Annotated in this window: 16 protein-coding genes; 14 read left to right on the forward strand and 2 right to left on the reverse strand. The window is 66.1% G+C overall.

The genetic code is table 11. The features are described from left to right. Positions 1-8: 8 nt before the first annotated feature. Entirely contained in the window at positions 9-635 is a 627-nt protein-coding gene (locus RIC54_RS21285; protein ID WP_350088899.1) for a hypothetical protein, read from the reverse strand. Between the two features lie 283 nt (positions 636-918). Here RIC54_RS21285 and RIC54_RS21290 point away from each other — a divergent pair, with 283 nt between their 5' ends. The 8 genes from RIC54_RS21290 (at position 919) to RIC54_RS21325 (ending at position 9,914) form a co-directional block, all read left to right on the forward strand. Continuing rightward, positions 919-2,217, forward strand: coding sequence for an MFS transporter (locus tag RIC54_RS21290; protein WP_350088896.1), 1,299 nt, complete (start codon positions 919-921; stop codon positions 2,215-2,217). 3 nt (positions 2,218-2,220) lie between these two features. Then, positions 2,221-3,699, forward strand: coding sequence for an NAD(P)-binding domain-containing protein (locus tag RIC54_RS21295; protein WP_350088893.1), 1,479 nt, complete (start codon positions 2,221-2,223; stop codon positions 3,697-3,699). A 66-nt stretch (positions 3,700-3,765) separates the two neighbouring features. Next, on the forward strand, positions 3,766-4,452 hold the full coding sequence (locus tag RIC54_RS21300; protein ID WP_350088890.1) for a 3-oxoacid CoA-transferase subunit A: 687 nt from the start codon (positions 3,766-3,768) through the stop codon (positions 4,450-4,452). Then, a complete protein-coding gene (locus tag RIC54_RS21305) occupies positions 4,449-5,147 on the forward strand; it encodes a 3-oxoacid CoA-transferase subunit B (RefSeq protein WP_350088887.1) in 699 nt (232 codons plus the stop codon). The genes RIC54_RS21300 and RIC54_RS21305 overlap by 4 nt, the downstream gene beginning before the upstream one ends. Positions 5,148-5,407: 260 nt before the next feature. Then, entirely contained in the window at positions 5,408-6,481 is a 1,074-nt protein-coding gene (locus tag RIC54_RS21310; protein ID WP_350088884.1) for an ABC transporter ATP-binding protein, read from the forward strand. A 139-nt stretch (positions 6,482-6,620) separates the two neighbouring features. Further along, the gene (locus RIC54_RS21315) at positions 6,621-7,955 is read left to right on the forward strand and encodes an ABC transporter substrate-binding protein (RefSeq protein ID WP_350088881.1); all 1,335 of its coding nucleotides are present in this window, start codon (positions 6,621-6,623) and stop codon (positions 7,953-7,955) included. Positions 7,956-8,029: 74 nt separating this feature from the next. Further along, positions 8,030-8,986: a carbohydrate ABC transporter permease gene (locus RIC54_RS21320; RefSeq protein ID WP_350088878.1), complete on the forward strand. Its 957-nt coding sequence runs from the start codon at positions 8,030-8,032 to the stop codon at positions 8,984-8,986. Between the two features lie 16 nt (positions 8,987-9,002). Continuing rightward, positions 9,003-9,914, forward strand: coding sequence for a carbohydrate ABC transporter permease (locus RIC54_RS21325; protein ID WP_350088875.1), 912 nt, complete (start codon positions 9,003-9,005; stop codon positions 9,912-9,914). 11 nt (positions 9,915-9,925) lie between these two features. Here RIC54_RS21325 and RIC54_RS21330 read toward each other — a convergent pair whose 3' ends face one another. After that, positions 9,926-10,900, reverse strand: coding sequence for a putative bifunctional lysylphosphatidylglycerol flippase/synthetase (locus tag RIC54_RS21330; protein ID WP_350088872.1), 975 nt, complete (start codon positions 10,898-10,900; stop codon positions 9,926-9,928). Positions 10,901-11,235: 335 nt separating this feature from the next. Here RIC54_RS21330 and araD point away from each other — a divergent pair, with 335 nt between their 5' ends. The 6 genes from araD (at position 11,236) to RIC54_RS21360 (ending at position 19,163) form a co-directional block, all read left to right on the forward strand. Next, complete coding sequence (araD, locus tag RIC54_RS21335) at positions 11,236-12,960, forward strand: L-arabinonate dehydratase (protein WP_350151399.1); 1,725 nt, start codon at positions 11,236-11,238, stop codon at positions 12,958-12,960. Between the two features lie 13 nt (positions 12,961-12,973). Further along, positions 12,974-13,687 carry an SDR family oxidoreductase gene (locus tag RIC54_RS21340; RefSeq protein WP_350088866.1) on the forward strand — a complete coding sequence of 238 codons (714 nt, stop codon included), beginning with the start codon at positions 12,974-12,976 and terminating at the stop codon, positions 13,685-13,687. A gap of 42 nt (positions 13,688-13,729) precedes the next feature. Further along, on the forward strand, positions 13,730-14,605 hold the full coding sequence (locus RIC54_RS21345) for a TauD/TfdA dioxygenase family protein (protein ID WP_350088863.1): 876 nt from the start codon (positions 13,730-13,732) through the stop codon (positions 14,603-14,605). Between the two features lie 99 nt (positions 14,606-14,704). Further along, complete coding sequence (locus RIC54_RS21350) at positions 14,705-16,126, forward strand: cytochrome ubiquinol oxidase subunit I (RefSeq protein WP_350088860.1); 1,422 nt, start codon at positions 14,705-14,707, stop codon at positions 16,124-16,126. A gap of 5 nt (positions 16,127-16,131) precedes the next feature. Then, positions 16,132-17,163: a cytochrome d ubiquinol oxidase subunit II gene (locus tag RIC54_RS21355; RefSeq protein ID WP_350088857.1), complete on the forward strand. Its 1,032-nt coding sequence runs from the start codon at positions 16,132-16,134 to the stop codon at positions 17,161-17,163. Positions 17,164-17,297: 134 nt separating this feature from the next. Continuing rightward, positions 17,298-19,163 (forward strand): HAMP domain-containing sensor histidine kinase, encoded by a 1,866-nt coding sequence (locus RIC54_RS21360; protein WP_350088854.1) that lies wholly within the window; start codon positions 17,298-17,300, stop codon positions 19,161-19,163.

Raw genomic sequence — 19,163 nt, forward strand, 5'->3', positions numbered from 1 at the left:
GGGAAAACTCAACCGGCGACCGCCGGTAAGTCGGTCGACTCGGAGCTGTTGGCGGCAACGACCGGGCGGGCCACGGGAACCCGCCGTTGCCGAAGCTCCGAGATCACCACGCCGGACACGCCATCGCCGAGCACGTGATAGGCCGACGCCTTCAGCGTCTGCTCGATCTTCAGCCTGGAAAACCGGATGACCGGGTCAGTCACGGCCACGACGAAGGCGTTCTCCAGATAGGTCCGCAGGATGTCGCCCTTCAGTTTGAGTTCGGCCAACGGCCGCTCGTGATCGAGGGCGAGGGTGACTTTGCAGGAGCATTCGAATTTCGAGAACGTGTCGCCACCGGGCGGGTTCACCGTGATCCGGTAGGGCAGCGGGACCAGGATCGAGGCGCGACGGATGGCCTCCAGCCGCAGGCGGAGGAGATGCGCCACGATCGCCCCGACCCCGAACAACGCGGCGAGTTCAAGCACGCGAAGATAGCTGTCCGGGCCGAAGAGCGTCGCCTTTCCGCTGAAAGTGAAGGCCGCGTCCAGGCCGTAGATCACCGCGACAGCGGTCAGTGACAAGATCGCCATCAAGGCGCAGGCCAACGTGGCGAGCCAGAGCGTGTAGGGAACGTCGATCATTTGTCCGGCCATCGCACCTTCCGGCCCACGCGACGAAAATCCCTTGGAGATCAGGGGCTTTGGGGAGATCGGATCGACTGAGGTGGCGGCCATCTTCGTTGTCACTTCCCGAATGGAACGATCGAAACGAGACTGCATTCCGAATATATATACGATCAACAGTTCGACATTTCAATCTTAATGTACATTCAAGATTGACGTCGAGATTGGATCATGTGTGTCGGTTTGGTCGAGATGGCTGACAGGCGACGTGGTCGGCGCTACGGTTCCGGCCCCTTCCGTTCGGGTTTTCCCCATGCCTCCGGCCACCGGCTCAAGCGCCATCCTGCGTACGCTGCGCCACCCTGATTACGGGCTGTACACGCTGGGCAACAGCGTGTCGCTGATCGGGATGTGGATGCAGCGCATATCGATCGGCTGGCTGACCTGGGACCTGACGCATTCCGGCACATGGCTGGGGGCTGTGGCGTTCGCCGATCTGTTTCCGTCGGTGTTCATCGGCCTGATTGGCGGTGTGGCGGCCGACCGCCTGGACCGGGTGCGTGTCATCATGGCGTGCCAGGGCACGGCGATGCTGCTGTCGGTGCTGATGGGCATCCTGACCCTGTCCGGACATGTGACGGTCGAACTGCTGTTCGTCCTGGTGTTCCTGGGCGGCGTGGTCATCGGCTTCAACCAGCCGTCGCGGCTGGCCCTGGTGCCGAGCCTGGTGCCGCGGGAAAACCTCACGACGGCTGTTGCCATCAACTCCATCGTGTTCAACACCGCGCGCTTCATCGGCCCGGCGATTGCCGGACTGGTCATCGTCGCCAGCGACGTGGCCTGGGCGTTCTTCGCCAACGCCGTCAGTTACCTGGCCCTGCTGGTCGCCCTGGCGGTGATCCGGCGGCGCAACCCCGGGGCGGGGCGTGACCCCGGCGCGGTGCGACCACGCACCGGCATCATCGCCGACATCGGCGCCGGGATCGGCTATGCGGTCCGTCACCCCGGCATCGGTCCGTTGCTTGGACTGCATCTGGTCGGCTCGATCATGGTGCGGCCGGTGCTGGAACTGTTGCCGGGGTTCGCCGACCGCGTCTTCCAGGGCGGTGCCGACACACTGGCGACATTGACATCCACGGTTGGGATCGGCGCGGTGATCGGCGGCTGGCTGCTGGCGCGGCGATCCGGTACCGACGGGCTGGTCACACTGGTGCTTGCCAGCACCGCCGGGATCTCGCTTGCCGTCCTGGCGTTCGTCGCGACCGATGAGCTGTGGGTCGGGATTGCCGCCGCCGCCGTGCTCGGCGCGGTCATGGTAGCGTCGGGTGTCGGGCTGCAAACGGTGGTCCAGTTGGCCGTCGAACCGTCGATCCGCGGCCGGGTGCTTGCCTTGCACGGTTTGATCTTCCGAGGCGGTCCGGCGATCGGCGCGCTGATGATGGGAACCGCCGGGGATCTGGTCGGCCTGCCGATCCCGGTCGGTGTCGGCGCAGTGGTGGCCCTGGTGATGACCGGCCTGGTGGCGCTGCGCTCCGATCGGATCCGGGCCGCGATCGAGGGACCGCCGCCGGCCGTGGCGGGTCGATCAGCCGGCGACGGCGGAGGGACCTGAGCGATGGACAATGGCGGACTGCGAGCCCTGGAACTGCAGATTGTCCGCGACCTGCAGCGCATCGCCTACCCGAAGAGCGAGTGGGTGCCGCCGCGCTACGGCGTCGACGGCGAACGGGTGCTTGACGTCCTGGTCGTGGGTGGCGGGCAGGGCGGGCTGGCGATCGGCCACGGCCTGCTGCGCAACCGCGTGACCAATATTCGTATCGTCGACCGTGCCGAACGCGGGCAGGAGGGGCCTTGGCTGACCTATGCCCGCATGGCCACGCTGCGGTCGCCGAAGGAGGTCAATGGGCCCGACCTCGACATCCCGTCGCTGACTTTCCAGGCGTGGTTCGAGGCGCAGCATGGCGCCGATGCCTGGCAGGTGTTGAACAAGATCGCCAAGGAGGACTGGGTCGCCTACCTGCTGTGGCTGCGCGACGTCCTGAAACTGCCGGTCGAGAATCGCGTCGAGTTCCAGCGTGTCGAGCCTGAGGGCGAACACCTTCGCGCCACGCTGGTTCATCTAGCCGATGGGCGGACCGAGACGGTCTTCACACGAAAACTCGTCCTGGCGACCGGCATCGAGGCCTCGGGGCGGTGGTGGACTCCGCCGGTGGTCGAGACACTCGATCGCCGGTTCTGGGCGCACACCGGCGATGCGATCGACTTCGCGGTGCTGGCCGGCCGGCGGGTTGCCGTGCTGGGGGCCGGCGCGTCGGCGTTCGACAACGCGGCCACCGCCCTTGAGGCTGGGGCCGCCGAAGTCGCCGTGTACTGCCGCCGACCCGACCTGCAGCGGGTGCAGCCGTTCAAGTGGCTGTCGTTCCCCGGCTTCCTCAGCCACTTCGCCGATCTGGACGACGCGTGGCGGTGGCGGTTCATGAACCACCTGTTGAGCCTGCGCGAGGCGTTCCCGCAGGAAACCTGGCAACGCGCGGCCGCGCATCCGAACTTCCGGCTGGAGACCGGTGCCGGCTGGCAGCGTTGCGAGGCCGTCGGCGATACGGTTCGGCTGCACACGTCGAGGGGCGTGTTCGAGGCGGACTTCCTGATCGTCGGTACCGGGTTTGACGTCGACCTGCCGCGCCGTCCGGAGATGGCCGGGCTCGCCGCACACGTTGCCCTGTGGGGCGACCGCTATGCACCTCCGGCCGGCGAGGAGAATGAACGGCTGGCGCGCTACCCGTATCTGGGGTCGACATACGAGTTCCTGGAGAAGTCGGCCGATGTAGCGCCGTGGCTGCGGCACATCAGACTTTTCACCTTCGCGACTACCGTCAGCTTCGGACCGTCGGGCGCCTCGGTGAACGCCATGAAGTTCGCCGCGCCCCGCCTGGTGTCGGGCATCGTCCGCGACCTGTTCCATGAGGACATCGAAGGCCACTGGCGCTCGCTTAAGGCCTACGACCTGCCGGAGTTCCTGTTGCCGGGCGAGGCGGGAGCGGCGGCACCGGCCAAACCGGTGATCGACCGGCTGTCGGACGGGCGTTTCGGCTGAACCGACGGGCTGGACGCCGCAGCGCGCCGCGCTATGGTGGCGCACCGATATTGGAAGAGTTCCAGGATGCCCATCGACAAGATCGTTCCCAGCCTTCAAGCAGCGGTTGCCGGCATCGGCGACGGCATGACGATCATGATCTCCGGCTTCGGCTTCGCCGGGGTGCCGAACGATCTGGTCGAGGCCGTGCTCGACCTCGGGGCAAAGGACCTGACCGTTATTTCCAACAACGCCGGTACCGGCACCGAGGGCCTGGCGGCCCTGATGGGCAGCGGCCGGGTGCGGCGGATCATCTGCAGCTATCCGCGCTCCAAGGGGTCCGACAAGTTCGACGCGCGCTACGCCGCCGGCGAGATCGAGCTGGAACTGGTACCGCAGGGCACGCTGTCGGAGCGCATGCGGGCTGCCGCGGCCGGCATCGGCGCGTTCTATTGCCCGACCGGCGTCGGCACCGAACTGGCGGCCGGAAAAGAAGTCCGAACGATCGAGGGTCGCGACTACGTTCTGGAGATGCCGCTGCGCGCCGATGTGGCGCTGGTCCAGGCGCAGAAGGCGGATCGCTGGGGCAACCTGACCTACTCGAAATCGGCTCGGAACTTCGGGCCGGTGATGGCGATGGCCGCCGACCTGACGATCGTGCAGGCAAAGGACATCGTCCCGCTCGATGCCATGGACCCCGAGACCATCATGACCCCGTCGATCTTTGTCGACCGGGTGGTGCACGTGGACAATGACCGGGAGTGGGACATATGAGCGCCACCATGACCGCCGATACCGTCACCCGACTGACCCGACGGCAGTTGGCGTGGTGCGCGGCCCAGGCGATCCCGGACGGCTCCTACGTCAACCTCGGCATCGGCGTGCCGACACTGTGCGCCAACGTGATGCCGGCGGACCGTGAGATCGTCCTGCACAGCGAGAATGGCGTGCTGGGGTTCGGCCCGGCTCCGGCGGCTGGCGCCGAGGACCGCGATCTGATCAACGCGTCCAAGGAGTACATCACGATGAAGCCGGGCGGTGCGTTCTTCATGCACACCGACGCCTTCGTGATGATCCGCGGCGGACACATCGATCTGGCGCTGCTCGGTGCGTTCGAGGTGTCGGGCTCGGGGGATCTGGCGAACTGGACTACCGGCGATCGTCGGTTCCCGCCGGGCGTCGGTGGCGCCATGGACCTCGCGGTCGGCGCCAAGGCGATCTGGGTGCTGACCGAGCACACCACGAAGAAGGGCGAGCCGAAGATCGTCGATACCTGCCGGTACCCGCTGACGGCCGCCGGCGTGGTGCGCAAGATCTTCACCGACCTGGCCGAGATCGACGTCACGCCGGACGGACTGGTGGTCCGGGCGATGGTCGAGGGTCTGACGCTGGAAGCGCTTCAGGCGGTGACCCAGCCGCCGATCCGGCTTGCCGAGAGTTGCCGGGTGCTCGCAGCGCCGGCTGCGTGACCGCGCTCGGCGTCAGGGAGCCGGCACCTGCCGCAAACCGTTCACTGCCGCGTCGATGAACGGACGGACCGGTCGAAAGCCTCGATTCCTCGTTGGCCTGCATCTGGCGATCCGTGTCCCGGCGCCGGTACCGCAGTCAGCCAGACTCCGTGGTTAATCAGGGCGCTTTCATACGATGACATATTGAATTACGCTCCTCTCCAAGAACGATAAATTCGCCGTCGCTTGAACGGTGGTGGTTCGACTGGGAGGGTGCGCGGATGGCCGAAGTTCGGATTCGCGGCGTGCGCAAATCGTTCGGCAATGTCGAAGTCATTCACGGTGTCGACGTCGACATCTCCGACGGCGAGTTCGTGGTGCTGGTCGGCCCGTCGGGCTGCGGCAAATCCACGTTGCTGCGGATGATTGCCGGATTGGAGCGGATCACCGACGGCGAGGTGATGATCGGCGACCGGGTGGTGAACCAGATGCCGCCGAAAGAGCGCGACGTCGCCATGGTGTTCCAGAACTACGCGCTCTACCCGCATATGAAGGTCTACGACAACATGGCCTTCAGCATGAAGCTGCGCGGGGCCGAGAAGTCCGAGGTCGACCAGCGTGTGCAGAAGGCGGCCGACATTCTGGGCTTGACGCCGTTCCTCGAACGGTACCCGCGTCAGCTGTCCGGTGGTCAGCGCCAGCGGGTGGCGATGGGGCGGGCAATCGTCCGCGACCCGCAGGTGTTCCTGTTCGACGAGCCGCTGTCCAACCTGGACGCCAAGCTGCGGGTGCAGATGCGCACCGAGATCAAGGAACTGCATCAGCGTCTGAAGACCACCAGCGTCTACGTCACCCACGACCAGATCGAAGCCATGACCATGGCGGACCGGATCGTGGTGATGCACGACGGCATCGTCGAGCAGGTGGGGGAGCCGCTGGATCTCTACGACAATCCGACGAACACCTTCGTGGCCGGCTTCATCGGCTCGCCCGCCATGAACTTCGTGCGCGGCACGGTGCGCGCCAACGGCGGTCCCGCCCGGCTTGAGGCGAAGAACGGCGTGACGTTGCCGCTTGGTGACGGCTGGTCCGGGCAGGACGGTCGCTCGGTGGTCTACGGCATTCGCCCCGAGCATCTGGTTCTGGCCGAGACCGGGCAGAGGTCGGTGGAGAGCGAGATCGCGGTGGTGGAGCCGACCGGCGCCGAGACCCTGCTGGTGTCGCGGGTCGCCGGCGGCGAATTCCTGGCGGTGTTCCGCGAGCGTCACGCGTTTCGGCCGGGAACCCGGGTTCCGCTGGCCCCGCTGCTGGACAAGGTACATCTGTTCGATGCGGAGACCGGTAAGCGACTCTGAGTCTGATGTGCCGCTGGATTTCGGGCGCGGCTGCTTCGCGCCTGTGGTCGGACCGGGCGGATCGGCCGGACGACAGGGCAAGGCATCCGATCCATCAATCGACGGCCGCAAACCGGCCGCATGAAGGGAGGAAGCGCTTATGACGGACCACATCATCGGAGGTGTATCCCGCCGGTCGGTTCTCAAAGGGTCGACGGCATTGGCCGCGGGTGTGGCGCTCGGTGGCGCCGGCAGCTTGGCAGACCTGACCCGGGCCTGGGCAGCCGACTCGCCGTTCCAGCCGGAGAAGGGCGCCAAGCTGAGGATGTTGCGCTGGAACCGGTTCGTGGAGACCGAGGACATCCAGTTCGACAAGAACATGGCCGCCTTCACGGAGGCCACGGGAATCCAGGTGCGCCTGGACAAGGAGTTCCTGGACGACATCCAGCCGAAGGCGGCCGTGGCGGCGAACGTCGGTGCCGGCCCCGACATCATCTGGGGTCCGATGGCGATCCCGCACCTGATCCCGGACAAGCTGCTCGATGTCACCGACGTCGCCGACTATCTGGGCGGCAAGTACGGCGGCTGGTACGAGTCACCGGCGGCCTATGGCATTCGCGACGGCAGGTGGATGGCGCTTCCCCTGTGCGTGTCGGGGAACTACATCAACTACCGGATCTCGGCAGTCCAGAAGGCCGGGTTCGAGAAGTTCCCCACCACCACCGCCGACCTGATGAAGCTGACCAAGGCGCTGAAGGCCAACGGCAGCCCGGCCGGCATGGCGCTGGGCCGCGCTACCGGCGACGGCAATGCCTGGTGTCACTGGGTGGTGTGGGCGCATGGCGGTAAGCTGGTCGACAAGGACGGCAACGTCACGATCAACAGCCCGGAGACCGCGGCTTCGCTGGAGTACGTGAAGGAACTCTACGAGAACTGGATCCCCGGCACGGCGTCCTGGAACGACTCCAACAACAACAAGGCGTTCCTGTCCGGCGACGTGAGCTACACCAACAACGGCATCTCGATCTATGCGGCGGCCGTCCGGCAGAAGATGGATATCGCCGCCGACATCGATCACGCATTCTATCCGATCGGGCCGGTCGGCAAGCCTACCGAACTGCAACTGCCGTTCATGATCGAGGCGTTCAAGTACTCGAAGTATCCGAACGCCTGCAAGCTGCTGATGGCCTTCCTGATGGAAGGTCCGCAGTACGATGCGTGGCTGGAGCAGTCGGTTGGCTACTTCACCCAGACCTTGAAGGACTTCGAGAAGAACAAGGTCTGGACCGAAGATCCAAAGCGGGCGGTGTTCAAGGAAGCCTGCACCCGGACCCTCGACATGGGCTATGCCGGGTCGCTGGGCTACGCCGCGGCGGGCGCGCTCGCCGACTTCGTGATCGTCGACATGGTCAGCCAAGCCGCGACCGGGCAGACCAGCGTCAAGGAAGCGATGGAAACCGCGCAGAAGCGGGCCGAGCGGTACTACCGCGTGTGATGACGGATGCCGCGGGAACGGCCTGCAAAGGTCGTTCCCGCCGGCCTCCGCCGACCGTTTGAAGGAGACGCGGCGTGGCGACCGATGCCGAGCGGGTGAGGGCTCAAGGGGCTGAGAGCTTCAGCGATCGCTGGACCCGCCTGAAGTACGACCACAACTGGCTGGGCTTCTGGTTCATGCTGCCGGCGGCGGCATTCCTGCTGCTGTTTCTGACCTACCCGTTGGGGCTCGGCATCTGGCTGAGCGTGACCGACACCCGGATCGGGCGCGAAGGCGGGTTCATCGGACTCGAGAACTTCGAGTGGCTGAACCAGGACCCGGTGTTCTGGCTCAGCGTTTTCAACACCTTCCTCTACACGACCGTGGCGAGCGTCATCAAATTCGGTCTCGGCCTGTACTTGGCGATCCTGCTGAACAGCCACATGCCGTGGAAGGCGATCATCCGGGCGGTGGTGCTGCTGCCGTTCATCGTGCCGACGGTGCTGTCGGCCATCGCGTTCTGGTGGATCTACGACACCCAGTTCTCGATCATCTCCTGGACGTTGATCGAAATGGGCTGGATCGATGAGAACATCAACTTCCTCGGCGAGCCCAACAACGCGCGGGCCAGCGTGATCGCTGCCAACATCTGGCGCGGCATCCCGTTCGTGGCGATCACCCTGCTGGCCGGCTTGCAGACCATCCCGCAGTCGCTGTACGAGGCGGCGACCATCGACGGGGCGTCGCGCTGGCAGATGTTCAAGCACGTCACCTACCCGATGCTGACGCCGATCATCGCGGTGGTGATGACGTTCTCGGTGCTGTTCACTTTCACCGACTTCCAACTGATTTACGCGATGACCCGCGGCGGGCCGGCGAACGCCACCCACCTGATGGCGACGCTGAGCTATCAGCGGGCGATCATGGGCGGCAATCTGGGCGAGGGGGCAGCGATCTCAACGGCGATGATCCCGTTCCTGCTGGCCGCCATCCTGTTCTCCTGGTTCGGCCTGCAGCGCCGCAAGTGGCAGCAGGGCGAGAGCGACGATTGACCGGAAGAGGCCAGCCATGACCAGCAGTACCGGAGATCGTACAGCCGCCCCCGCTTCCGGAATCGCCCGCGACGACAGCGAGGGCATGGACTACCTCACGTCGCTGCCGCGGCGGACGGTGACCGTGTACCTGCCGCTGTTCTGCTTTCTGATCGTGCTGCTGTTCCCGTTCTACTGGATGGGGCTGACCTCGGTTAAGCCGAACGAGGAGTTGATCGATCGCAGCCTGAACCCCTGGTGGGTGGTCGATCCGACCATCGCCCATTACTACCACCTGATCGTGAACACCGATTATCCGCTGTGGATGTGGAACACCATGGTGGTGGCCGTGTCGGCGACGCTGCTGTCGATCGTGGCCAGCGTGATGGCCGCCTACGCCATTGTGCGGATCCGCTACTCCGGCTCGCGCTGGGTCGGCGGGATGATCTTTCTGGCCTATCTGGTACCACCGAGCATCCTGTTCATTCCGCTGGCCCTGGTGGTGTTCCAGTACGGGCTGTTCGACAGTCCGATGGCGCTGATCCTGACCTATCCGACCATCCTGATCCCGTTCTCGACGTGGCTGCTGATGGGCTACTTCAAGTCGATCCCCTACGAGCTTGAGGAATGCGCGCTGATCGACGGCGCCAGCCGCTGGCAGATCCTGACGCGGATCGTTCTGCCGCTGTCGGTGCCGGGCATCATCTCCGCCGGGATCTTCGCCTTCACGCTCTGCTGGAACGAGTTCATCTACGCACTGGTGTTCATCTCGTCCTCGGAGAACAAGACGGTTCCTGTCGCGGTGCTGAGCGAACTGGTCGAGGGCGACATCTACCACTGGGGCCCGCTGATGGCAGGCGCACTGCTGGGCTCGGTGCCGGTGTGCATCGTCTATTCGTTCTTCGTCGAGCACTATGTCTCGTCGATGACCGGGGCGGTGAAGGAGTAGCCCGCGGCGGACTATCGATACCGCGACTTGCGCAGCGAGGCCCCGGCAAACAGCGTCGTGGCGATCGCCAGCGGCCCGAGATAGTAGATCAACCGGTAGGCCAGCATCGCCGCGAGCAGCGGTTCCCTCGGCAGCTCCGGCAGCATCAGGACCATGGCCCCTTCGAACACGCCCAGTCCGCCAGGGATGTGGCTGGCCAGACCGATCGAGGTCGCGACCACGTAGACGCCGACGAACCCCAACGGGCCGATCGGCATGCCCGGCAGCAGGACGTAGAGCGCCACGCCGGCCAGTGCGATGTCGATGGCCGGGACGATGATCTGCAGCGGTGTCAGGATCGGGCCGGGGGTGGTCAGGCGGCGCCCGCGCCACTCGACCTGACGGTGGCGCATGCCGAACACCAGATACCCGACCAGGCCAAGCAGGAGTGCTGCGCCGGCTGCGTGCGCGACCAGCGGTGGCCCGCCGATCAACCGCGAGATCCGTTCCGCCTCGCCGAACATCGAGACCCCGGCGACCAGGGCGGCGCCGAGGCAGAATGTCCAGGCGGTAAACCCGCTGATCAGCACGATCTGCGCGACCGACACCCCGGCCGGGCCATATATCCTAAGGCGGGCAGACCCGCCGGTCAGTAGGGCGAAGCCGAGGTTGTGGCTGAACACGAAGGCGCAGAAACCGCCCACCGACGACCGCACCGGCGATACCCTGGCGTGCGCGTAGGCGATGCCGAGCCGCTCGTACACCAGCAGCGCCATGTAGCTCATCACCGTGAACGAGACCGACAGCGCGATGCCGGTATTCGAAAGCTTCCCGAACTCGGCGATGACTTCGTCCAGGCGAACGTTCGAGAACTCCCGGTGCAGCACCCAGGCGGCACCGGACAGCAACGCCACGGCCACTACCGCCTCGACGGCATAGCGCAGGCGTACAAGCATCACGGCCCGGCGGGTGCGTTCCGCCGGCGGCGGGTCGGAAGTCTTGGTCATGACGCGGTGTATATATGGCAGTCGGTGACACGGCGCCATGCCCGACGACGAGGGTTAAGTCGCGGCCACGCCGCTGTGGCGGACGGCTGGTGCATGCTCGACGATGGTCCCTGTTCTGTTCGCAGAACGAAGCCGTGGACGTTAACGGCGTGGCTTGCTGATTGGCAGCGACCATCGTCGATTCCGTGTGACATATCCGTCACCGTCTCCCGTCAGTGCCACCGGGTGTCTGCACAAGTGGCGCCGCGCCGGCTTGACCCCCGACGGTGCGGATGCTGGACTTCGGTGGGTCGCGCTCGCGGCTCCAAGAAAGTCGGTATTCCGGGAGAAACACGATGGTGCGCAAGCGCTACGAAGATCTGCGCAGCTACCGCTGGTACGGCGCCGATGACCTGCGGTCGTTCGGACACCGCTCGCGCACCTTGCAGATGGGTTATGACCGGGCCGACTGGACCGGCAAGCCGGTCATCGCGGTGATCAACACCTGGTCCGAGATCAACCCCTGCCACACCCACTTCAAGGATCGCGCCGAAGAGGTGAAGCGGGGGGTCTGGCAGGCCGGCGGCTTCCCGGTCGAACTGCCGGCGATCTCGCTGAGCGAGCCGTTCCAGAAGCCGACCACCATGATGTACCGCAACCTCCTGGCGCTTGAGGTCGAGGAGCTGATGCGTTCCTACCCGTGCGACGGCGCGGTGCTGATGGGCGGTTGCGACAAGACCACGCCGGCGCTGCTGATGGGCGCGGCCAGCATGAACCTGCCGTCGATCTTCGTGCCGGCCGGGCCGATGCTGCGCGGCAACTGGCGCGGCAAGAGCCTGGGCAGCGGCTCCGACACCTGGAAGTACTGGGCCGAATTGCAGGTCGGCAACATCACCCGCAAGGACTGGGAGGAGATCGAGGACGGCATCGCCCGCACTCCCGGCACCTGCATGACCATGGGCACCGCCGCCACGATGATGAGCTCGGTCGAGGGATTGGGCATGTCCCTGCCGGGCTCGAGCGCGATCCCGGCCGCCGATTCCAACCACTCGCGCATGGCCAGCCAGTCCGGCCGGCGCATCGTCGAGATGGTGTGGGAGGACCAGAAGCCGTCCGACGTGATGACCGAGAAGGCGTTCGAGAACGCAATCACCACGGTCATGGCGCTCGGCGGGTCGACCAACGCGGTGATCCACCTGATGGTGATGGCCGGGCGCCTTGGCGTGCCGATCGACCTCGACCGGTTCGACGCGCTGTCGCGCAAGACCCCGTGGCTGGCCGACATCCGGCCGTCCGGGCGATTCCTGATGGAGGACTTCTACTACGCCGGAGGCCTGCCGGCGATGCTCAGCCAGTTGAAGGAGCAGCTGCACCTGGACGCAGTCACGGTCAGCGGCAAGACCCTGGGCGAGGACATCGAGCGTGCCGACGTTCACAACGAGGAGGTCATCCGCCGCAGTTCCAACCCGCTCAGCAAGGAAGGCGGGCTGGTCGTGCTGCGCGGCAACCTCGCGCCGGATGGGGCGGTCATCAAGCAGACCGCCTGCGATCCCAAGCTGCTGAAGCATCGCGGTCCGGCAGTGGTGTTCGCCGACTACAACGACATGCAGGCGCGCCTGAACGATCCGGACCTGGATGTCACCGCCGAGTCCGTCATCGTGCTCAAGCACGCCGGGCCGCAGGGCGGACCGGGCATGCCGGAATGGGGTATGCTGCCGATCCCGAAGAAGATCCTGCAGCAGGGCGTGCGCGACATGGTGCGGATCTCCGATGCCCGGATGAGCGGCACCAGCTACGGCACCTGCGTCCTGCACGTCGCCCCCGAGAGCTGGGTCGGCGGGCCGCTGGCGCTGGTCCAGGACGGCGACATGATCGAGTTGGACGTGCACGGCCGGCGCCTGCACCTCGATGTTTCCGACGCCGAACTGGATGCCCGGCGCGCCGCCTGGGTCCCGCCGGCCCGCAAGTTCGAGCGCGGCTTCGGCGCGATCTACGCCGACCACATCACCCAGGCCGACAAGGGCTGCGACTTCGACGTGCTGATGGGCACCAAGGCGACGGCGGAGCCGGAGATCCACTGAGGGGAATGCGGCCATGACCAGGACAGCCATCCTGACCGCCGCCGGGTCCGGCATGGGCGCGGCGATCGCCCGCAAGCTGGCCGCCAACGGATATTCGATCGCCGTCCTGTCGTCGTCCGGCAAGGGCGAGGCCCTAGCCGAGGAACTCGGCGGCATCGGCGTGACCGGCTCCAACCTGGAGCCCGACGACCTGAAGCGACTGGTCGACCGGACGGTCGAGCGCTGGGGTCGGATCGACGCGGTGGTGAACTCCGCCGGCCACGGCCCGAAGGGCCCGGTGCTGGACCTGACCGACGAGGACTGGCACCGCGGGCTCGACGTCTACCTGATGAACGTGATCCGAATGACCCGGCTGGTCGTGCCGGTGATGGAGGCGCAGTTCGAGAAGGACGGGCGCGGCGGCAGCATCGTCAACATCTCGACCTACGCCACCTTCGAGCCGGAGGCGGCGTTCCCGACCTCCGGCGTGTTCCGCGCCGGACTGGCCGCCTTCACCAAGCTGGTGGCTGACAAGTACGCGGCCAAAGGGATCCGCATCAACAACCTGCTGCCGGGCTTCATCGACAGCCTGCCGGAGAAAGAGGTCTTCAAGGCCAGGATTCCCATGGGCCGGTACGGGCGGGTCGAGGAGATCGCCGAGACCGCGGCGTTCCTGGCGTCGGACAAGTCCAGCTACATCACCGGACAGAACCTGCGGGTCGACGGCGGCATCACCCGGTCGGTGTAGCCGCCGCCGGAACCGTACTCGCGAACTCCTGGAGGAAGCACGATGGCCACCGAGCAACGCTACGACACCATCGAGATCGAGCCGATCGGCGGATCGATCGGCGCGGTCATCCACGGCGTCGATCTGGGCGCGCCGCTGTCGAACCGGCAGGCCAAGGAGGTGCACGATGCTTTCCTGGAGCATTCGGTGGTGTTCTTCCGCGACCAGAAGCTTGACGATCCCGAGCGGCAGAAGCGTGCCGCCCGGCTGTTCGGCGAGCCGGTGGCGATACCGTTCGTGAAGAGCCTGGACGGCCATCCGGAGATCATCGACATCGTCAAGGAGGCCGAGGACGCCGGGAAGTACAATTTCGGCGGCAGCTGGCACACCGATACGACCTTCCTGGAAACCCCGGCGCTTGGTTCGCTGCTGTATGCCCTGGAGGTGCCGTCGCGCGGCGGCGATACCCTGTTCGCCGACCAGTACGCGGCGTACGAGACCCTGTCGGACGGCATGCGCCGACTGTTGGACGGCCTGACCGCCGTGCACAGCGGCTCGCGCTCCTACGGCAGCCAGTCGAAGTTCCAGGGCGGGAAGAACCAGTCGGTGTCGATGACCATCGACGCCAACGCCGACGGCGACCGCCTGATCGAGCATCCGGTGGTCCGCACCCATCCCGAGACCGGGCGGAAGTGTCTGTTCGTCAACCCGAACTACACCCTGCGGCTGAAGGACATGACCGAAGCCGAGAGCAAGCCGCTGCTCGACTTCCTGTACGCCCATGCGATCCGCGACGAGTTCATCTGCCGGTTCCGCTGGCAGGCCGGGTCGGTGGCGGTGTGGGACAACCGCTGCACCATGCACCGCGCCGTCAACGACTATGACGGCGCCCGCCGCCACGTGCGCCGGGTCACCCTGCAGGGTGACCGGCCGCACTAATCGGGCCGCGCGCGGCGCCATGCCGCGTTCGAAAGGGTTGGCGAACGGTACCGGGCCGGGTAACCCTGTCGGCGACGCACGCAACCTGCGGGGGTGCCGATGGAATTCGATGCGTTGCTGCTGTCGCGAATTCAGTTTGCGGCCGTCATCTCGTTCCACATCATCTTCCCGGCGTTCACCATCGGCCTGGCAAGCTGGCTGGTGGTGCTCGAGGCGCGCTGGCTGGCCACCCGCGACGAGACCTGGAAGCGGCTGTACCGGTTCTGGCTGAAGATCTTCGCAGTATCGTTCGGCCTTGGCGTCGTGTCCGGCGTGGTCATGAGCTACCAGTTCGGCACCAACTGGGCGCCGTTCTCGGTGTTCGCCGGCGAGGTGATCGGCCCGCTGATGAGCTACGAGGTCATCACCGCGTTCTTCCTGGAGGCGTCGTTTCTCGGGATCATGCTGTTCGGCTGGGAGCGGGTCGGCGACCGTGCGCACTTCGTGGCAACCGTCCTGGTGGCGGTCGGCACCCTGATCTCGGCGTTCTGGATCCTGTCGGCCAACTCCTGGATGCACACTCCGGTGGGCTTCGAGATCGTCGATGGCAAGGCGGTCCCGACCGACTGGTGGGCGATCGTCTTCAACCCGTCCTTCCCGTACCGCTTTGCCCATATGGTCGCCGCTACTTTCCTGTCGACCAGCTTTGCGGTGGCCGGCATGGCGGCGGTGGCGCTGCGGCGGCGGCCGGACGACCTCGGCGCCCGCCGCAGCCTGACGATGGCATTGGGGCTAGCGGCTGTGCTGGCGCCCCTGCAGGTGTTCATCGGCGACCTGCATGGACTGAACACCGCGGAGCACCAGCCGGCCAAGCTGGCGGCGATGGAAGGTCACTGGCGCAACGAGGGCGAGCAAGGCGTGCCCCTGTTGCTGTTCGCCTGGCCCGACGAGGCGGCCGAGCAGAACCGTGCGGAGATCGGCATCCCTCACTTGGGCAGCCTCATCATTACCCACAGTTGGACCGGGACGTTTCCGGCGCTGACGGAGTTTCCAGCGGACGAGCGGCCGCCGGTGGCCGTGGTGTTCTGGACCTTCCGGGTGATGGTCGGCCTCGGCCTGCTGATGATCGTGGTGGCGTTCTGGGCGCAGTGGCGGCGCTGGCGCGGCCGGCTGTTCGAGGACGGGCTGCTGCTGCGTCTGCTGCCCTGGATGATCCCGTCGGGATTCGTGGCGTTGCTGGCGGGCTGGTTCACCACCGAGATCGGTCGCCAGCCCTGGGTGGTCTATGGCCTGTTCCGCACAGCAGACGGTGCGACCGCACTGGCCCGGCATCAGGTGCTGACGTCGATCGGCGGTTTCGCGGTGGTCTACTCGATCATTTTCGGGGCCGGGCTCTACTACGTCGGCCGGATGGTCCTGCGTGGCATCGCGCTGCCCGACGACAGCCGGCCCGCAGCATCGGAGACCCTGCAACAGGCCAAGCGGCCGCTGTCGACGCTGAACGAAACGCTGGATGTCGACCGGCCCGGCGAGGGGAGGTGAGCGTCATGTTTGAGAGCTTCACCGACGCGACCGGCCTGGCCCTGTGGTTGCCGCTTGCCTCGGCCGGGGTGGTCGGCTTCGCGGTCGCCATGTACGTGCTGATGGACGGCTTCGACCTGGGTGTCGGCATCCTGTTCCCCGGGGCGGCCAAGCCGGAGTGGCGGGACGCTATGATGGTGTCGGTGGCGCCGGTCTGGGACGGCAACGAGACCTGGCTGGTGCTGGGTGGGGCGGGGCTGTTCGCCCTGTTCCCGGTCGCCTATGCGACGCTGCTGCCTGCCTTCTACCTGCCGCTCACCGCCATGCTTCTGGCGCTGATTCTGCGTGGCGTGGCGTTCGAGTTCCGGTTCAAGACCGAGGCGCACAAGCCGTTCTGGTCGGCGTCGTTCCATCTCGGATCGGTGGTGGCGACCTTCACCCAGGGACTGGTGCTCGGCGCGTTCGTCGAAGGCAAGGCGATCGAGGCCGGTGCCGGGCACTGGGCGTGGCTGTCGCCGTTCTCGGTGTTCGTCGGCCTGGCGCTGCTGGTCGGCTACGGCCTGCTGGGGGCGACCTGGATCGTGAAGAAGACCGAAGGCGAGATGCAGGCATGGGCCCGCGATGTCGCCGGCCGGCTGGTGGCGGTGGTCGCCGTGGCGCTGGTGATTGTCAGCCTGTGGATGCCGGTGATGGCTCCCGAGATCGCGGCGCGCTGGTTCGCCTGGCCGAACATGGTGCTGCTGGCGCCGGTGCCGATCGCGGCCGGGGTGCTGTGTGTCGCGATCTTCGTGTCGCTGCGCCGAGGCGGTGAGAGCCTGCCGTTCTACGGCAGCTTCGCGCTGTTTCTCAGCGGGTACGCCGGCCTGGCGGTCAGCCTGTTCCCGGCGCTGGTGCCCGGTCGCTACGACATCTGGCAGGCAGCTTCCGGTCCATCGTCGCTTGCCTTTGCGCTGGTCGGCCTGGGCGTGCTGATCCCGATGATCCTCGGCTACACCCTGTACAATTATTACGTCTTCCGCGGAAAGGTTCGACTGGAGGATGTCGACGGGTATCACTAGTTCCCGTGTCGCAGGCAAGCAATCGGCGTAGCGGGTATGGCAAATTAGTCAGTAATTTAAGAAATTGTTTACTTACATTCGCGAAGATCTGAACGGCGAGCGTTCCAGTGAATGCCTGCCCGTTGAGAGGCGCGATGAGATCCAGCCCGACTTTGCGGATGTACCTGTTCTGCAGCTTGCTTGCGCTGTCGTGGCTGCCGATCGTCCTGCTGGCGACATGGACCTATCAGAGCGTGGTGGACCGGGCGCGAAGCGAGGTTCATGAGCGGCATCTCCTGGTCTCCCACCACCTGACGCTTGCGCTCGACCGCTATACCCGCGACGCGGAGTCGGCATTCCAACTGGCCGTAACGAGCGTGATGCAGGGCAGCAGCACAACTCTTTCCGGAACCCCGCTGTCCGGGTTTCTGAGCGATCTGGGATTCCGCCATGTCTGCGTCGTGGACAGCCAGCGGCGCATCCAGCGCGCCTACTGCGCGCTGAACTGTCCCGCATCCGATGTGCTGCCGCAGCGCACGTTCGACCAGATCGCCGGCGCCCTGACAGCCATTGACGCCGCCCCCGGGGAAGTCGCGTGGAGCGGGGTGATCGAGAAGCAGGACGGGACACCCGTCGTCATCCTGGCGCTGCGGCGTCCGGACGGTCTGATCGCGCTCGGTGAACTGACCATGGACTACGTGCGAAGTCTTCAGGGTGCGGTTCGCTTCGGTGAGAAGGGTCATGCCGCGATCGTTGACCAGAATGGGCGGGTGCTGGCGCATCCCCGCGCGGCATGGGTCGATGAACGCAAGGACATTTCCAAGGTGAGTGCCGTCCAGGCGATGATGCGCGGGGAGTCCGGGGTTACGGAGTTCTTCTCGCCGGCTTTGCAGGCGGACATGATTGCCGGCTTCTCGACCGTCTCGCGCACCGGGTGGGGAGTCATGGTTCCGCAGCCGGTCCACGAACTGTACCTTCAGGCACGCAACGTCGCCTGGGTCGCGGCGATCCTGGCGTTCGCCATGATGTGCATCACCGGGATCGTCAGCTGGTTCCTGGCGCGCCACCTGTCGAATGCGTTCGAGCCGCTTCGGGCGGTCGCGTTGCGGGTCGACGAGGGCGACCTCTCGGCCCGGGTCGGCAACACCATAGCCCCGGGCGCCCCACGGGAGTTTCACGCGGTCGGTCACGCCGTCGACGGCATGATGGACCGGTTGGCGGAAGCCAACCACAACGAGGTCGCGGCCCAGATCAACGCCCAGCGCGCCGAGGACCTGCATCGCGCCAAGGCGGCCTTGCTCGCTCACGTCAGCCACGAACTGCGCACGCCACTGAACGCAATCATCGGATTCTCCGACGTGATCCGTGCCCAGCTCCTCGGCCCGATCGGGCAGGCCCGCTATCTTGAATACGCGAACGACATCTGGGCGAGCGGGCGCAGCTTGCTCGGGCTCATCGACCGGGTGCTGGAGGTGTCGCGCTCCGACCTGAGCTCGGACGCACACGACGACGATGAGGAATGGCTGGACGTCTCGGAGCTGGCGTCGCGGGCCCTGGACATCGTGGGAGCCGCGTCGACCGGGAGGCGCCGGCGGGTGTTCGATACCGAACCGAACCTTCCGCTGGTGCGCCTGCACCGGGCCCGCTTCATGCAGGTGCTGATCAACCTGATCGACAACGCCGAGAAGTTCACCGACGACAACGGCTTGGTTCGTGTTGCCGTCACCGTCGACGCCCATAACAGGTTGATGGTCGCGATCGAGGACGATGGCATCGGAATGACCGATGAAGACATCGCCACCTGCACATCGGCGTTCGGCCGCAGCCGGGATCCACTGGTCCGGCAGCGAAACGGCGTCGGCCTCGGCCTGTCGCTCGTCGCCAGCATAGTCGATCGCCTCGGCGCGGCGCTGGCGATTGACAGCCGGCCGGGACGCGGCACGCGGGTGTCGGTGATCCTGCCGGAAGAGCGCTCGCTGCGTCCCAATCTGCGGGAGCTTGCGCCAGCCGCGGCCAGCTGA

It is taken from the genome of Thalassobaculum sp. (assembly GCF_040219215.1).
In the GTDB taxonomy this organism is placed as follows: Bacteria; Pseudomonadota; Alphaproteobacteria; order Thalassobaculales; family Thalassobaculaceae; genus Thalassobaculum_A.

Coding starts and splice junctions, on each gene's coding strand:
- RIC54_RS21285 (WP_350088899.1), bottom strand. CDS start 635: ATGGCCGGACAAATGATCGACGTTCCCTACACGCTCTGGCTCGCCACG.
- RIC54_RS21290 (WP_350088896.1), top strand. CDS start 919: ATGCCTCCGGCCACCGGCTCAAGCGCCATCCTGCGTACGCTGCGCCAC.
- RIC54_RS21295 (WP_350088893.1), top strand. CDS start 2,221: ATGGACAATGGCGGACTGCGAGCCCTGGAACTGCAGATTGTCCGCGAC.
- RIC54_RS21300 (WP_350088890.1), top strand. CDS start 3,766: ATGCCCATCGACAAGATCGTTCCCAGCCTTCAAGCAGCGGTTGCCGGC.
- RIC54_RS21305 (WP_350088887.1), top strand. CDS start 4,449: ATGAGCGCCACCATGACCGCCGATACCGTCACCCGACTGACCCGACGG.
- RIC54_RS21310 (WP_350088884.1), top strand. CDS start 5,408: ATGGCCGAAGTTCGGATTCGCGGCGTGCGCAAATCGTTCGGCAATGTC.
- RIC54_RS21315 (WP_350088881.1), top strand. CDS start 6,621: ATGACGGACCACATCATCGGAGGTGTATCCCGCCGGTCGGTTCTCAAA.
- RIC54_RS21325 (WP_350088875.1), top strand. CDS start 9,003: ATGACCAGCAGTACCGGAGATCGTACAGCCGCCCCCGCTTCCGGAATC.
- RIC54_RS21330 (WP_350088872.1), bottom strand. CDS start 10,900: ATGACCAAGACTTCCGACCCGCCGCCGGCGGAACGCACCCGCCGGGCC.
- araD (WP_350151399.1), top strand. CDS start 11,236: ATGGTGCGCAAGCGCTACGAAGATCTGCGCAGCTACCGCTGGTACGGC.
- RIC54_RS21340 (WP_350088866.1), top strand. CDS start 12,974: ATGACCAGGACAGCCATCCTGACCGCCGCCGGGTCCGGCATGGGCGCG.
- RIC54_RS21345 (WP_350088863.1), top strand. CDS start 13,730: ATGGCCACCGAGCAACGCTACGACACCATCGAGATCGAGCCGATCGGC.
- RIC54_RS21350 (WP_350088860.1), top strand. CDS start 14,705: ATGGAATTCGATGCGTTGCTGCTGTCGCGAATTCAGTTTGCGGCCGTC.
- RIC54_RS21355 (WP_350088857.1), top strand. CDS start 16,132: ATGTTTGAGAGCTTCACCGACGCGACCGGCCTGGCCCTGTGGTTGCCG.
- RIC54_RS21360 (WP_350088854.1), top strand. CDS start 17,298: ATGAGATCCAGCCCGACTTTGCGGATGTACCTGTTCTGCAGCTTGCTT.